The 14,439-nt window shown below is 65.3% G+C and carries 14 protein-coding genes; 6 read left to right on the top strand and 8 right to left on the bottom strand.

Going from position 1 to position 14,439, the window contains the following annotated elements:
• Positions 1–9 precede the first annotated feature (9 nt).
• The 6 genes from ACI6S0_RS13400 to ACI6S0_RS13375 all read left to right on the top strand — a co-directional run bounded on the left by ACI6S0_RS13400 (position 10) and on the right by ACI6S0_RS13375 (position 5,996).
• On the top strand, positions 10–210 hold the full coding sequence (locus ACI6S0_RS13400; protein WP_434403321.1) for a DUF4169 family protein: 201 nt from the start codon (positions 10–12) through the stop codon (positions 208–210).
• 161 nt (positions 211–371) lie between these two features.
• Entirely contained in the window at positions 372–1,376 is a 1,005-nt protein-coding gene (locus ACI6S0_RS13395) for a hypothetical protein (RefSeq protein ID WP_434403320.1), read from the top strand.
• Between the two features lie 291 nt (positions 1,377–1,667).
• Positions 1,668–2,888 carry an argininosuccinate synthase gene (locus tag ACI6S0_RS13390; protein ID WP_004208222.1) on the top strand — a complete coding sequence of 407 codons (1,221 nt, stop codon included), beginning with the start codon at positions 1,668–1,670 and terminating at the stop codon, positions 2,886–2,888.
• A 198-nt stretch (positions 2,889–3,086) separates the two neighbouring features.
• Positions 3,087–3,767 (top strand): EF-hand domain-containing protein, encoded by a 681-nt coding sequence (locus tag ACI6S0_RS13385; protein ID WP_434403319.1) that lies wholly within the window; start codon positions 3,087–3,089, stop codon positions 3,765–3,767.
• Positions 3,768–3,906: 139 nt separating this feature from the next.
• Positions 3,907–4,626, top strand: coding sequence for a response regulator (locus ACI6S0_RS13380; protein WP_004208220.1), 720 nt, complete (start codon positions 3,907–3,909; stop codon positions 4,624–4,626).
• On the top strand, positions 4,623–5,996 hold the full coding sequence (locus tag ACI6S0_RS13375; protein ID WP_434403318.1) for a HAMP domain-containing sensor histidine kinase: 1,374 nt from the start codon (positions 4,623–4,625) through the stop codon (positions 5,994–5,996). Before ACI6S0_RS13380 ends, ACI6S0_RS13375 begins: the two co-directional genes overlap by 4 nt.
• 160 nt (positions 5,997–6,156) lie before the next feature.
• Here the strand turns inward: ACI6S0_RS13375 and proP are convergent, their stop codons facing one another.
• The 8 genes from proP to ACI6S0_RS13335 form a co-directional block, all read right to left on the bottom strand.
• Positions 6,157–7,674: a glycine betaine/L-proline transporter ProP gene (proP, locus tag ACI6S0_RS13370; protein WP_434403317.1), complete on the bottom strand. Its 1,518-nt coding sequence runs from the start codon at positions 7,672–7,674 to the stop codon at positions 6,157–6,159.
• Between the two features lie 378 nt (positions 7,675–8,052).
• Positions 8,053–9,108, bottom strand: coding sequence for a flagellar motor protein MotB (locus tag ACI6S0_RS13365; protein WP_010338869.1), 1,056 nt, complete (start codon positions 9,106–9,108; stop codon positions 8,053–8,055).
• A 3-nt stretch (positions 9,109–9,111) separates the two neighbouring features.
• Positions 9,112–9,975, bottom strand: coding sequence for a flagellar motor stator protein MotA (motA, locus tag ACI6S0_RS13360; protein WP_010338868.1), 864 nt, complete (start codon positions 9,973–9,975; stop codon positions 9,112–9,114).
• Positions 9,976–10,098: 123 nt separating this feature from the next.
• Positions 10,099–10,944, bottom strand: a complete 846-nt coding sequence (locus ACI6S0_RS13355) for a flagellin (protein WP_284113781.1) — start codon at positions 10,942–10,944, stop codon at positions 10,099–10,101.
• Positions 10,945–10,961: 17 nt separating this feature from the next.
• The gene (flgK, locus tag ACI6S0_RS13350; protein WP_004208214.1) at positions 10,962–12,302 is read right to left on the bottom strand and encodes a flagellar hook-associated protein FlgK; all 1,341 of its coding nucleotides are present in this window, start codon (positions 12,300–12,302) and stop codon (positions 10,962–10,964) included.
• A complete protein-coding gene (locus tag ACI6S0_RS13345) occupies positions 12,299–12,643 on the bottom strand; it encodes a rod-binding protein (protein ID WP_004208213.1) in 345 nt (114 codons plus the stop codon). Before ACI6S0_RS13345 ends, flgK begins: the two co-directional genes overlap by 4 nt.
• Complete coding sequence (locus tag ACI6S0_RS13340; RefSeq protein ID WP_004208212.1) at positions 12,643–13,758, bottom strand: flagellar basal body P-ring protein FlgI; 1,116 nt, start codon at positions 13,756–13,758, stop codon at positions 12,643–12,645. Before ACI6S0_RS13340 ends, ACI6S0_RS13345 begins: the two co-directional genes overlap by 1 nt.
• Positions 13,758–14,438, bottom strand: a complete 681-nt coding sequence (locus tag ACI6S0_RS13335) for a flagellar basal body L-ring protein FlgH (protein ID WP_004208211.1) — start codon at positions 14,436–14,438, stop codon at positions 13,758–13,760. The genes ACI6S0_RS13340 and ACI6S0_RS13335 overlap by 1 nt, the downstream gene beginning before the upstream one ends.
• Position 14,439 lies beyond the last annotated feature (1 nt).

Here is a 14,439-nt window from a genome sequence, read left to right as displayed (position 1 = left end):
GGATGGAAGATGAGCAACGTCATTAATTTTCGTCTGGCGCGCAAGGCCAGGGATCGGGCCGACAAGGCGCAGGCGGCAGACAGCAACCGCGCCAAGTTCGGCCGGACCAAGGCACAGAAACTTGCCGATCAGCAAGAAGAACGTCGAAAGGCGGCTCTGCTGGATGGCGTGCGTCTTGAGTGCAAGGAAGAGTCCAGCGACGATGTCTGATGCCGTGAAGTCATGATATAAATCTGTTGTTCATGTTTGAAATGAAAATCCGTTCATATTGAAGCGGGATTTTTCAATTCATCGATATTGAAAAACAGATCGTCCCGCATTTGACGATATGTTTGAGGCCAATGGAGATGGTCGGCGGTTGATCTATCGCTATGACCAAGAATATTCGATCCATCCGTCCCGCCTCGGCCGCGATCGCCGCTGTCCTGGCATTGTCCGCAACGCCCCTGTTCGCGCAGGAGGTGATGACGCCCCCGCCGGCCGCGCCCGCAATGGCGCCGACCGCGCCGGTCGACATCGCTCCTGCGGCGCCGGCGGCAGAGTCCGCACCCGCAGCGCCTGCCACACCGGCTGCTACCCCGGCGGCGCCGGTCTTCGCGCCCAGCCAGCCGGTCGTGCAACAGACGCCGCCGACCCCGGAGCCGCAGCCTGAACCGCCCGCCGCGCAGGAAAGCCGCGCTGCCCCGGCCACCCCGGCACCGCGCCGCGCGGAAGTCCGCCAGTCTGAACCTGCTTCTGAACCTACCCCGGCACCTGCTCCGACCCCGGTCGCGGCTGAACGTACCGAAGCGCCGGCACCCGTAGCCCCGGCCGCAACGCCGGCTCCGGAACCGGCTGCCGTCACCCCGGTTGCCGAACCCGCCCCGGCTACCGCGCCGGCCGAACAGCCTTCGGCCCTGATCGATCCGGCGCTGCTGCTGGCACTGGGCGGCGGTTCGCTGCTGCTGGTCGGCCTTGGCGCCACCGCCGTCGTCCGTCGCCGCCGCCAGCGTGTCGAAGCCGAGCGTGAAGCGATCGCGCCGATCGAGGCTGGCCCGGCCCCGGCACCCATGCCGCTGGCCCCTGCTGCTCCGGCCGCTGCTCCCATTGCCGCGCGCACCCCGCTGGCCGCGGCTACGGCACCCACCAGCGATGTCGACGCGATGGTCGCCGCTGCCCCCAGCCGCGACAATCCCTTCCTCACCCAGCGCAACCGCCGTCGCCGCGCCCATTTCCTGCTTGCCCAGCGACAGGCGCTCCGCACGGCCGATCCGGTCGCCCGCGCCGCGCCGGTCGCGACCCCGGCCAGTGCCGCGGCGACCGATCGCAGCCAGACCGTCTATCGCTTCGGCAGCGACCGCGCCCGTCCGGGCCTGTTCAAGCCGCGCACCAGCTGATCGACGCCCTGAGCTGACAATGAAGGGGACGGTGGCCCGCCATCGTCCCCTTTGTCTTGCCTGTCCTACAGTCTGCTTTGCCTGATAGAAGCAGGGGCACGGAAGTCCATTGAGCTTTCCGATAGGATCAGCGTTCAGCAAGATTATGTCAAAATCTGCGGGAAATATGGGAAGTTAAGGCCCGCAGCTTCCAACAGGCGCCCCCGCGCTGTTGCGCTTGCCCGTCCCGCCTGTTACCGGCGCGCGGTTTATATCCCACGCCATCATTGGCCTGCAGAAGAGTCGCCCACCATGTCCGACAAGATCAATCGTATCGTCCTCGCCTTTTCAGGCGGCCTCGACACCAGCGTGATCCTGAAATGGCTGCAGCAGACCTATCAGTGCGAAGTCGTCACCTTCACCGCCGATCTCGGCCAGGGCGAGGAACTGGAACCCGCCCGTGCCAAGGCCCGCCTGATGGGCGTCAAGGAAGAGCATATCTTCATCGACGACCTGCGCGAGGAATTCGTGAAGGATTATGTCTTCCCGATGATGCGCGGCAATGCGCTCTATGAAGGCCTCTATTTGCTCGGCACCTCGATCGCCCGTCCGCTGATCGCCAAGCGCCAGATCGAGATCGCCAAGCAGCTGGGCGCCGACGCCGTCAGCCATGGCGCCACTGGCAAGGGCAATGACCAGGTCCGCTTCGAGCTGGGCTATTACGCCCTGCAGCCCGACATCAAGGTGATCGCCCCCTGGCGCGAATGGGATCTGACCAGCCGCACCAAGCTGATCGAATTTGCCGAACAGCACCAGATTCCGATTCCGCGCGACAAGCGTGGCGAAAGCCCCTTCTCGACCGACGCGAACATGCTGCACACCAGCTCCGAGGGCAAGGTGCTGGAGGATCCGTGGGAGGAAACCCCCGACTTCGTCTATTCGCGCACCGTCAACCCGGAAGACGCGCCCGACGCGCCCGAATATATCACGGTCGATTTCGAGCGTGGCGACGGCGTCGCGATCAACGGCATCGCCATGTCGCCCGCGACCCTGCTCGAAACCCTCAACGAATATGGTCGCAAGCATGGCATCGGCCGTCTCGACCTGGTCGAAAACCGCTTCGTGGGCATGAAGTCGCGCGGCATGTATGAAACGCCGGGCGGCACCATCTATCACCTCGCCCATCGCGGCATCGAGCAGATCACGCTCGACCGTGGCGCTGCCCATCTGAAGGATGAGCTGGCCCCCAAATATGCCGAGCTGATCTATAACGGCTTCTGGTTCTCGCCCGAGCGCGAGATGCTCCAGGCCGCGATCGACCACAGCCAGGAAAAGGTGACCGGCACGGTTCGCCTGAAGCTGTACAAGGGCGGCGTCTATGTCGTCGGCCGCAAGTCGCCCTATACGCTCTACAGCGAGAAGGTCGTGACCTTCGAGGACGACGCCGGTGCCTACGACCAGCGCGACGCCGCAGGCTTCATCAAGCTCAACGCGCTGCGCCTGCGCCTGCTGGGTCGCCGCGACGGTCTTTGATCTAGCGCAGCATTGATGTTTCGGGGAAGGCCCCGGTCCGCACATGAGCGGGCCGGGGCCTTTCTCGTTTGTCCCCGCGATACAAATTGCGACAAACTATTGGGTGACATGACAAAGTTGCGGGACAAGTCTTGCCGATAAGCGACGTCAAGGATGGTCGACACGCCATCCACGACTGAACTTGGAAGGAAAGACCCAATGCTCCGCAAATTCTTCACCACCGTCGCGGTCGGTTCGCTGTTCGTCGGCGGTCTGGCGGCCACCCATGTCGCCTTCGCGCAGGATGGTGGTCCGGGGCCGCGCGGCATGCGCGGTGGTCCCATGATGATGGCTGATGCCAACAAGGATGGCACCATCACCAAGGCGGAACTGACCGCCTCGCTCGAAGCCCGCTTTGCCCAGCTCGACGCCAACAAGGATGGCAAGCTGACCAAGGAGGATCGTGACATCCGCCGCCAGCAGCGTCTGGACGAACGCTTCGCCGCGCTCGACACCGACAAGAATGGCCAGATCAGCAAGGCCGAATATCAGGCCGGCCACCAGCCCCGCGCCGATCGCGGCCCGCAAGCCGGCAAGCCCGGCGGCCCCGACGGCAAGCGCTGGGGCGGGCGTGGCCATGGCGGTCCCGGTCGCGGCATGATGCACCGCGGTCCCGGCTTTGGTGACGCCGACAAGGACGGCACCGTGACGAAGGCAGAGTTCATGGCCGGCCCGCTCGCCATGTTCGACAAGGCCGACGCCAACAAGGATGGCAAGGTCACGGCCGAGGAAATGAAGGCCGCCCGCCAGGCGATGCGTGGTCCGGGTCGCGGACATGATCGTGGTCCGGGTCGTGGCCCCGGCGCCGACCAGGCACCGCCGCCGCCGCCGGCCAACTGATCGGCTGACAGCGCCGACGATCCGGAGCGGGGCTTTTCCCCCTAGCGCCCCGCTCCAGTCGATCGTCCCAAGGGGGAAGGGCGAAGGTTCCCCTGCCTTCGCCCTTCCAACCCGTCCCCCGGCATGACAGACAGGCAAAATGAGCGAACGACCCCATCTCCTGCTCGTCGATGACGAGCGATCGATCCGCGAGCCGCTGGCCCAATATCTCTCCCGCAACGGCTTCCGCGTGACCGCCGTCGAGAATGCGGCGGAGGCGCGGCTGCGTCTGGCCGCCAATGCCATCGATCTCGTCATCCTCGACATCATGATGCCCGGCGAGGACGGCCTGTCGCTGTGCCGCCATATCCGCGAGACCAGCGAGATTCCGGTGATCCTGCTCACCGCCCGGTCGGAAGAGACCGATCGCATCGTCGGACTGGAAATGGGCGCGGACGATTATGTGCTCAAACCCTTTTCGCCGCGCGAACTGGTCGCCCGCATCAAGGTGATCTTCCGCCGCGTCGCCACCGGCGGTCAGCGCGTCACCGCGCCCGACGGCGCCACCTATGCCTTTGCCGGCTGGCTCTTGAAGACGCAGGAACGCACCCTGGTCGATGCCGAGGGCGTGTCGCTGCCGCTTTCCACCGCCGAATATAATCTGATGCTCGCCTTCGCCACCCGGCCCAATCAGGTGCTCAGCCGCGACCAGTTGCTCGACATCACCCAGGGGCGTGAGGCCAATGCCTTCGACCGGGCGATCGACAACCAGATCAGCCGCCTGCGCAAGAAGATCGAGCCCGATGCGAAGAACCCGACGCTGATCAAGACCGTTTGGGGCGGCGGCTACACCCTGTCGTCGGAGGTTCGCAAACTGTGAAGCAACTGCGCCTCTGGCCGCAAAGCCTGGTCGGACAGATCATCATCCTGGTCGCGATCGCGCTGTTCGTGGCGCAGGCGATCAATTTCGGCCTGCTGCTGCGCGAACGCAATCGGGTCGAACTGACCAGCCAGACCGCGCCGGTCGTCTATCGGGTGATCAACGCACTCGATATCCGGCCCGATCGTCGGCCACGGCGCGGCGATCACGAGCAGGAAGAGGAACGTGACCGACGCAATGTGGAATTTTCGACGACGCGGCCCGTCCTTGCTGGCAAGCCTCGACCAGATGTCGAGACACGAGCCGTCGCCATGTTCGAGGATATCGGCCTGACCGTCCATTCGGTGGTCGCGACGGAAGATAGTCGCATCATGCCGCAGCGTCGCTGGGAACAGATACGCCGTCGCGCGACGGGAGAGCAGCCGGGCGATCGTCGTCTCGGCCGTCTCTCTCTGGCGGTCGAATATGAACCGGGCAAATGGGTGACCGCGATGGCCCGCATCGGCAGCCGCCCGCCGCGTTTTGGCGGCTGGCTGGTGGCCCAGACGCTGATCCTCTACGTCATCGTCCTCATTCCGCTGCTCTGGATGGGCCGCCGCTTTGCCCGCCCGCTCAAGCAACTGACCGGCTCCGCCCGCCAGTTCGCGAAGACCGGCGCGGCCGATCCGGTCGAGGAAAGCGGGCCGGGCGACGTGCGCCAGCTCACCACCGCCTTCAACGCCATGCGCGCGCGCATCATTGCCATGCTGGACGAGAAGGACCGGATGCTGGGCGCGATCGGCCATGACCTGCGCACCCCGCTCGCCTCGCTGCGGGTCCGCACCGAATCGGTCGAGGATGAGGGCGAACGCGCCCGCATGTCCGAAACGATCGAGGAAATGAACCGGATGCTCGACGACATCCTCTCGCTCGCCCGCGCCGGCCGCAGCAGCGAGACGGCGCAGAAGGTCGATCTGACCTCGCTCGCCGACGCTGTGGTCGAGGATTTCATCGAACTGGGATCGCCGGTCGATATGATCGACAGCGATCGCGCCGTCGCCTTCGTCCGTGCCCAGCAGATCCGCCGCGCGCTGCGCAACCTCATAGAAAACGCGATCGTCTATGGCGACCGCGCCCATGTCAGCGTCCAGCATCAGGACGGCATGATCCGCATCATCGTTGCCGATGAAGGGCCGGGCATTGCCGAGGACAAGATGGGGGAGATGATGGAGCCCTTCACCCGGCTCGAAGGCTCGCGCAACCGCGAGACCGGCGGCGCCGGCCTCGGCCTGGCCCTCGTCCGCGCGATTATGGCCGAACATGGCGGCGCGCTCCAACTCGCCAACCGCCCCGGCGGCGGCCTCGAAGCCAGCCTCGTCCTCCCGGCCTGATGGAGCGAGAGAGCGTGCTTCTACTACCTCATCCTCCCCTGTAAGGGGAGGTGGCAGGCGCGTAGCGCCTGACGGAGGGGTGTTTTGCTCACGAGAGGGCGACACCCCTCCACCGTCTTCGGCGGTTCCTCTCCCCTTGCAGGGGGAGGAAAATGTGGCCCTAGCTCGCCAGCGGCCGGATCATGCCCGGCGTCTCGACCGCGACCGGCGCGACCGGCGGCAGGTCGGGCAGTGCCTTGTCCACCGTCACCGGCTCGCCGCTTTCGACCAGCGCGATCGCCTCGGCCTCATTCGCCACCGCCGGCGGCGATCCGCGTAGCGGCATGCCCGCCGTCTCGCGCACCGTCAGCATGGTCAGCAGGCCGATCAGCGCCGCGCCCATCAGATAATAGGCCGGCACCAGCGGATCGCCGGTCTTCTGCACCAGCCAGGCGGTGATCAGCGGCGTCGTGCCGCCGAACAGCGAGACCGAGATGTTGAACGCGATCGACAGCGCGCTGTAGCGCACCGGCGTATAGAAGAGCGCGGGCAGGGTGGAGGGCATGGAACTGGTAAAGCAGACCAGCGCAATCCCCAGCAGCATCAGCCCCAGGAAGATCAGCGCGTCATTGCCCGTGCCGATCAGCAGCATGCACGGCACCGACAACAGCATCAGCGCGATGCAGGCGCCGATGATCATCGGCCGCCGGCCCAGCCGGTCGCTGAACAGCCCGCCCACGACATTGAGCGGCATCATCACCAGCATCACGATGATGATCAGCAGCAGCCCCTTGGTCTCGGCATAGCCCATGGTCACGCTGAGATAATTGGGCATGTAGGTCAGCAGCATATAGTCGGTGACGTTGAACACCAGCACCAGCCCGACGCACTTCAGCAACTGCCGCCAATGCACGCGGAACAGGGTACCAAGCCCCGGCCGTTCGCTTTCGCGCGCATCGATCTGTTCGCTATAGGCCTGGAATGCCGGCGTCTCCTCCAGCTTCAGCCGCATATAGAGGCCAAGCAGGCCCAGCGGCCCGGCGACCAGGAAGGGAATGCGCCAGCCCCATTCGAGCATCTGCGCATCGCTCAGCGACATTTGCAGGGCGGTGACGGTGCCGGCGCCGGCGATATAGCCGCCCAGCGTCCCGAACTCCAGCCAGCTGCCCATCAGGCCGCGCTTCCGGTCGGTCGAATATTCCGCGATGAAGGTCGCCGCGCCGCCATATTCGCCGCCGGTCGAAAAGCCCTGCACCAGCCGCGCGGCCAGCAGCATCAGCGGCGCGCCGATGCCGATCTGCGCATAGGAGGGGATGAGACCGATGGAAAAGGTGCCGACCGCCATCAGGATCATGGTCATCGCCAATATCTTGTGCCGGCCATAGCGATCGCCCAGCGGCCCGAACACCAGTCCGCCCAGCGGCCGGACCAGGAAGGCGACGGTGAAAGTGGCGAAGGTCGCGATCAGCTGCACTGCCGGATCGCTCGACGGGAAAAAGACATGGCCCAGCGTAACGGCGATATAGCCGTAGACGCCGAAATCGAACCATTCCATCGCATTGCCGAGCGCGGCGGCGCCAACCGCGCGGTTCAGCAGGGACCGGTCGACGACGGTGACGTCATCGACTTCCAGGTCGCGGCGGCGCTTGAACCAGCCGAAATGGGTGTGGCGCGCGGCATGCGCGGCAGATGTGGACACAGTAATCTCCCGGCCCGTCCAGGCGGGCACGCGGGGCGCGCCTCACAGCCATCGGACAGGCAATGTCGGCCAATAATCAGGGCCTTGGAACGTTGCGACGCCGCATGGGGCATCAAGCGAGGAGGAGCCCATATAGGCAATCGCCCGCAAAAAGGTGCAACAAAGGGGCAGGCCGTGCCGCCACGGGGGTGAGCCGACCCCGGCCTGTCCTATTGGCGCATCATGGCTTATGCTGCGTCGCGATGGAATTGCGGGCGGACATGACGAAGCAGGGGTTGGAAACAAGATTTCCAACCCCTGCATCAAAATTGCCGAATATGCGGGAAATATGGGAAGTTAAGGCGGCGATTTCCTATTTTGCCGCCCCGACTGTCCGCCTCAATGCTTGCCCGGCTTGGACGATGTGCCCGCCGCCGTCGGGTTGATCAGTGCCGCGCCGCTGGGCAGGCCGGTGCCGCCCATGTCCAGCTTCTGCGCCTGTTCCCGCGCGACCCGCTGCGGATCGTCCCGCTCCTTGATCGCTGCCTGGGTTTCGGGATCCTGCGCGTCATCCTCGTCGGCCGAGGCATTGCCGCCACGGGTCCAGCCCAGGATGACCGACATGCGCCGGTTGCGCGGATCATAGGCGTCACTCTTCACGAAGGGCTCGCGATCGGCGACCCCCTCGATCCGGGCGAAGCGGGCATTGGGAATGCCGGTTTCGGCGAGCGCCTTGCGGGTCGATTCCGCACGGGCCGACGACAGCATCCAGTTGTTCATGCTCCGGCCCGAAGCATAGGGCAGGCCATCGGTATGGCCGCGCACGATCAGCGGGTTGGGCATGGTCGCCAGTGCGTCCGCGACCTCGGCGATCAGCGCCTTGGCTTCGGGCAGCAACTGGTCGGTGCCCGACCGGAACATCGCGAAATCCGCCTCGTCGATCAGGTCGATGCGCAGCCCTTCGCGGGTTTCGGTGAAGCGGACATTCTTGCGCAGCCGGGCCAGGCCCTTCTTGGACATGCGGTCCTCAAGCTGCTTCTTGATATTCTCGAACTTCTGCCGGTCGGCCGCGCGCAATGCCTTGCCGCCCTGGTCCTTGGTGCCGGTGGCATCGCGCGGGATGGTGATGGCCAGGTTGCCCTGACCGCCCGTCGTCGGATAATTTTCCTTCGCCATCAGGCTGTCGCCGCCGAACATGCCGGTGGACCCCGCCGAATTCATCTTCAGCTCGACCAGCGTCGGCGTGAAATAGTCGGCCAGCGCCTTGCGCTGCTTTTCGGTGGTCGCACCCAGCAGCCACATCAGCAGGAAGAAGGCCATCATCGCCGTCACGAAGTCGGCATAGGCCACCTTCCAGGCGCCGCCATGATGGCCGCCATGCCCTTCGACGATGATCTTCTTGACGATGATCGGCCGGGGTTCCGGCTCGTTCGCGCCGCGCTTCTTCTCAGCCATGGCTTATTTGTTCCGCATGCCGTCGAACACTTCGGCAAAGCCGGGCTGGTTCGCATGGATCAGGCTGGAACGGGCGGCCTCGATCACCAGCGGCTGCGGATGGCCGTGCAACGAGGCGATGATGATCTGCTTGACGACATGATAGATGGCGCCGTCCTGCTCGATCACCGCGCGGCAGCGATTGGCGAAGGGATTGACCATGCCATAGGCGAGCAGCACGCCCAGGAAGGTGCCGACCAGCGCCGAGCCGATCATCGCACCCAGCACCGAAGGCGGCTGGTCGATCGATCCCATCGTCTTCACCACGCCCAGCACCGCGGCGACGATGCCGAGGGCCGGGAGAGCGTCGGCCAGGCCCTGCAGATTGTCGGCGGGCTTGAGCGCTTCATGATGATGGGTCTTGAGGCTGTTATCCATCACTTCCTCGACCGCATGCGGATCGAGCGTGCCGGACGACACCACGACCAGGCGCAGCGTGTCGCTGATCAGGTGGATCAGCGTCTTGTCCTTCATCAGCTTGGGATATTCGCCGAAGATGGGCGAGGTACCCGGATCCTCGATATGCGGCTCCAGCGCCACCGGGCCTTCGACGCGCAGCGTCTTCATCAGCTTGCTGACCAGGAAGATGCAGTCCAAGAAGTCCTGCTTCTTGTACTGCGGTCCCTTGAACACCTTGCCCAGGCCGCCGCCCAGCGCCTTCAGGTCGGAACCCGAATTGCCGATGATCAGCGCGCCCACGGCGGCGCCGCCGATGATGATCATTTCGTGGGGCAGGGCGTGCAGCACCGGTCCGATGTCGCCCCCGGTGAAGATGAACCCACCGAAGACCATGCCCAAAAGCACGACAAGGCCGATGATTGCAAACATGTTGATCCCCGAAAATGCGCCTGGAGGCGGTGGCTCCGTCGGCGCCCCGTGGCGCCAGTCCCTTTCTGGTTAATACGGACTGGTTACCGTCCCCTTTAGGACGGCGACGCTTTTTCGCCGCCTTTAACTGATCAGGTCGAACAGGGTCTGCTGGTTGATCCGCGCAAAGGCGGACTGGGCCGCCTCCAGCTGCAGCAGCTGCGCCTTCACGTTCGAAATGACCGTGGTCAGATCGGCCGATTCCAGCGTGTCGCGCCGTTCCGACAGGTTGATGTCGACATCGGTCAGACGCGTGCCGATCACCTCCAGCCGGTCGGCGCGCACGCCCTGCTTGGCGCGCTCCACCACGACCCGATTCTGGCCGATCTGGATCGCATCCAGCGAACTGGCGAGGTCGGTGTCATTGCCGCCCTCGACCGCGTCGATCGCCTTGCCCAAGATATCGTCCAGCGACATCGATGTGCCGTTGACGTCGATATTCTCGGAAATTTCCTGCTTGGTGCCGACCACTGCCAGGTTGAGGCCGCGGCTCACCGGCACCAGCACGCTCTGGCCGTCGTCGAACACCGACACGCCCTGATAATCCTTCTGGTTCAGCAATTCGCCGACCGTGGTGCGGATCGTCTTCAATTCCTCGGCGATGGCGGCGGCGCTGGTATCGTTCAGCGCGCCGTTGCGCGCCGACGTCACCAGTTCCTGCGCCCGCGTCATCAGATTGTTGATTTCTTCCAGATTGGCTTCGGCATTGCCGGCGCGGGTCGTGCCATAGCTGACATTGGTCTGCCAGGCTGACTGCTGCGCCTGGGCGCGGCCGATGTCGGACACCTGGACCCAGGCGAGCGCGTCGTCCGACGGCTTGTTCAGGGTGATGCCGGTCGAAATCGAGGTCTGTCCGTCGACGATGCTCTGCGACAATTGCTGTTGCCGACGGATTTCGGCGAGCATGATCTTGTTGGTGATGCCTACCATGTCTCAGCGTCCTTCCGTCACATGATCTGCAGGATCGAATCGACCGTGTCCTTGGCGACCTGCAGGATCTTGGCGCAGCCCGAATAGGCCTGCTGGATCCGCAGCAGGTCTGCCGCCTCCATGTCGAGATCGACCCCGCTCACCGCTTCGCGCGCGGCGACCGCCTGGTCGCTGCGGCTCTGGGCCGTGGTCTTTTCCGCCGTGCTGGCGGTCAGCAGATTGGCGTTGCTGGTGATCAGGGTCGTCCAGCCCTGTTCGACACTGCCGCTGCCGCGCAGGGTCGATGATACCGTCAGCAGATTGCCGTTCAGCGTGCCGTCGGCCGACTTGGTCGCGAGAGCATCCGGCTCCACGTCCAGCGCGACCAGCGTCGCGGCGCTGCCACCATAGGACAGCAGCGGCACGCCGCTGGCGCCGGTATCGGTATAGCCCTGCGCATGCCACTCATTGACGTCGGTGGCGAACTGCTCGGCCAGCGTGTCGAGGCTGGCACGGCGTTCGGCGGTGGTGTCGGCCGATGCGAACAGCCCGCCCAGCGTGCCGTTCGACGGGGCGGCAAGTGCCGTGCCGTCGGACAGGGCCAGCGACAGGCGGCCATCGGTGGCGGACGCGGTCACCGCGACCGACGCGGCGGTGTCGCCCGATACCAAAGTGGTGCCGTTATAGCTGACCTCGGCGCTGTCATGCGCGCCGAAGCTGATCGTCACATTCAGGTTGGAAGACAGCGTCTGCAGCGCGGAATCGCGGCTGTCGAGCAACTGGGCATAGGCCGACGTGCCCGGCTGCGCGCGCAGCAGGCTGTTGTTGATCGCGGCCAGCGACGACAATTGCTGGTTGATCGTCTGGGCCGATGCCTGCGCCTCGGTATTGATGCCGGTCGAGATGGTTTCCAGGTCGGCGGCGGTCTGGCGGAAGGATTCGGCGACGCGGCCGATGCTGTCCAGCGTGGTGACGCGCAGCGACGTGTCGCTGGGGCTGGCCGCCAGCTTGTCCAGATTCTGGTACATCGTCGTCATCAGCTGGCCGACGCCGGTGGCGGTGTCATTGAGCGCGGTTTCGATGTCGGTCTGCCAGCGCACGCGTGCGTTCGCGCTGCCCAGCGCCATGGCGGTGATGCGCACCGACGCATCCAGATAGGGGTCGGTGCCGCGATTGATGCTGGCGACCTGGGTGCCGCCGAAATTCGCCTTGGCGACATAGGTCGCCATGGTCGCGGTCGACGATCCCGATTCCACCGTCGTCACCGACCGGCGGGCATAGCCGTCGGTGCTGGCATTGGCGATATTCTCGGAAATGGCGGCCATCGCCGTGCGATAGGCCTTGGTGCCCGACGCACCGATGATGAACAGGTCGCTCATGCGCCCTCAGCCGTGGTTGCCGTGCCGGTCGCGGCCGTGCTGCCGGTCTGGGCCGGGCTGTCGTCCTTCACGCGGGCACCGAACTGGTGCATCAGCAGTTCGGCGATGCCCATCGCGCCCTTGGTCGACATGGCGTCGGCGGTGCGCGCATCGGCCATGTCCTGGAATTGCTGGGTCGCGCTCGAATCGGTGATGCCCTCGGCCAGACTGGCCGATCGCATCGCGCCGATCATCTGGCGCAGGAACACCGCTTCGAACTGCTGCGCCGCCTTCTGCAGGGCAGCCTTGGTCTCGAAGGGGTTGGACGTGCCGCTCGCCGCGGTTGCGTTCGATACCTGCATCACAACACCACCAGTTCCGCTTTCATCGCGCCCGCCTGTTTCAGCGCCTCAAGGATCGCGACCATGTCCGCCGGGGATGCCCCGATGGCGTTGACCGCCTTGACTATATCGGCCAGCGACGCCCCACCTTTAAAATTGACCATCGGTTTTTTCTGTTCGTCGATGCTGATGTTCGACGATTGCTCGACGGCGGTCTGGCCCTGGCTGAAGGGCGCGGGCTGAACCACGCGCGGGCTTTCATTGACGCTGACGGTCAATTTGCCATGGGCGACGGCGGCCGGATGGATCTTCACCGCGCCGTTGATGACGACGGTGCCGGTGCGGGCGTTGACGATCACGCGGGCCGGGGCATCGGCGGGCGTGATCTCGATATTCTCGATCATGCCCATCATCAGGATGCGTTCCTCGGCACCCGGCGTCGCGTCGATCGCGACCGACACGGCATCCATCGCGCGGGCGCGGCGATCGCCGAAGGTCTTGTTGATGCCGTCGGCCACGCGCAGCGCGGTGGTCAGGTCGGCTTCGGACAGGTTGAAGGTCAGGGTCGGCGCGGTGTCGAAGCCGGTGGCAACCGCACGCTCGACCGTCGCCCCTTCCGGGATGCGGCCGGCCGACGGGATGTTCACTGACACCTGGCTGCCATCGGCACCGGACACGCCCAGGCCGCCAACGGCCAGATTGCCCTGCGCCATCGCATAGATTTCGTTATCGGCGCCGCGCAGCGGCGTCATGATCAGCGTGCCGCCACGCAACGACTTGGCCTTGCCCATCGCCGACACGGTGACGTCCAGCCGCTGGCCGGGCTTGGAAAAGGCGGGCAGGTCGGCCGTCACCAGCACGGCGGCGGCGTTCTTGAGCGCCGGGTTGACGCCGGCAGGCAGGGTCAGGCCAAAGCGCGAGACCACGCCCTTCATGCCCTGCACCGTATATTCGATGCTGTCGTCGCCGGTGCCGGCCAGGCCCACGACGATGCCATAGCCGGTCAGCTGGTTGGGACGGACGCCCTGGAAGGTGCCCAGATCCTTGACGCGTTCGGCATGGGCCGGCGCGGCGATCAGCGCCAGCAGCGGCAGGAGGAAGCGGAACAGGCGTGTCATGGCGGTCCGGGTCTCCATCAGAAGGGGCTGATCATCGAGAAGAAGCGCTGCAGCCAGCCCTGGCGGCTGGCGCGGGCGATCTCGCCCTTGCCGGTATAGATGATCTTGGCGTCGGCCACGCGGGTCGACAGGATGCGGTTGTCCGGGCCGATATCGGCCTGGCGGACCAGGCCGCTGATCTGGATGAACTCGTCGCCGCGATTGAGCGTCAGCGCCTTCTCGCCCTTCACCAGCATGGTGCCGTTGGGATAGGCGGCCGCAACCGTCACGGTGATCTCGCCGTTCAGCGCGTTCGACTGGGTCGCCGCGCCCTTGCCGGTGAACGTGTTGTTGCCACCCATCGCGATGTCGCTGGACGAGAAGAGCTTGGACAGCGGGCCGGTGGTCGGCGGGTTGAGGCCGATCGAGCCGCTGCGGTTGGTGTCCGCGCTGTTGCTCTTGGTCGCCTGGGTCCGTTCGACCAGCACGATGGTGATGATGTCGCCAACATTGCCGGCACGCGCGCCGCTGGTCAGCGGCGTGTAGCCGGTCGACACCTGGAAGATCGATCCATTGGCCTGCGGGGCCTGCGGCTGGGCGATGACGGTCGGCGCATAATATTCGCGCTCGACCTCGCGCTTCTTCTTGGCAGCGAAGGCGGGCGACGCGGCCATGGAGACCATGGCGAGGGCGACGAGCGAAGTGGAGAGCGCGCGCATC

This window comes from Sphingobium sp. DN12, from assembly GCF_051058005.1.
Classification (GTDB): Bacteria; Pseudomonadota; Alphaproteobacteria; order Sphingomonadales; family Sphingomonadaceae; genus Sphingobium; species Sphingobium yanoikuyae.
The sequence above is the reverse complement of the archived record's forward strand: the minus strand, read 5'-3'. Positions and strand labels throughout refer to the sequence as shown.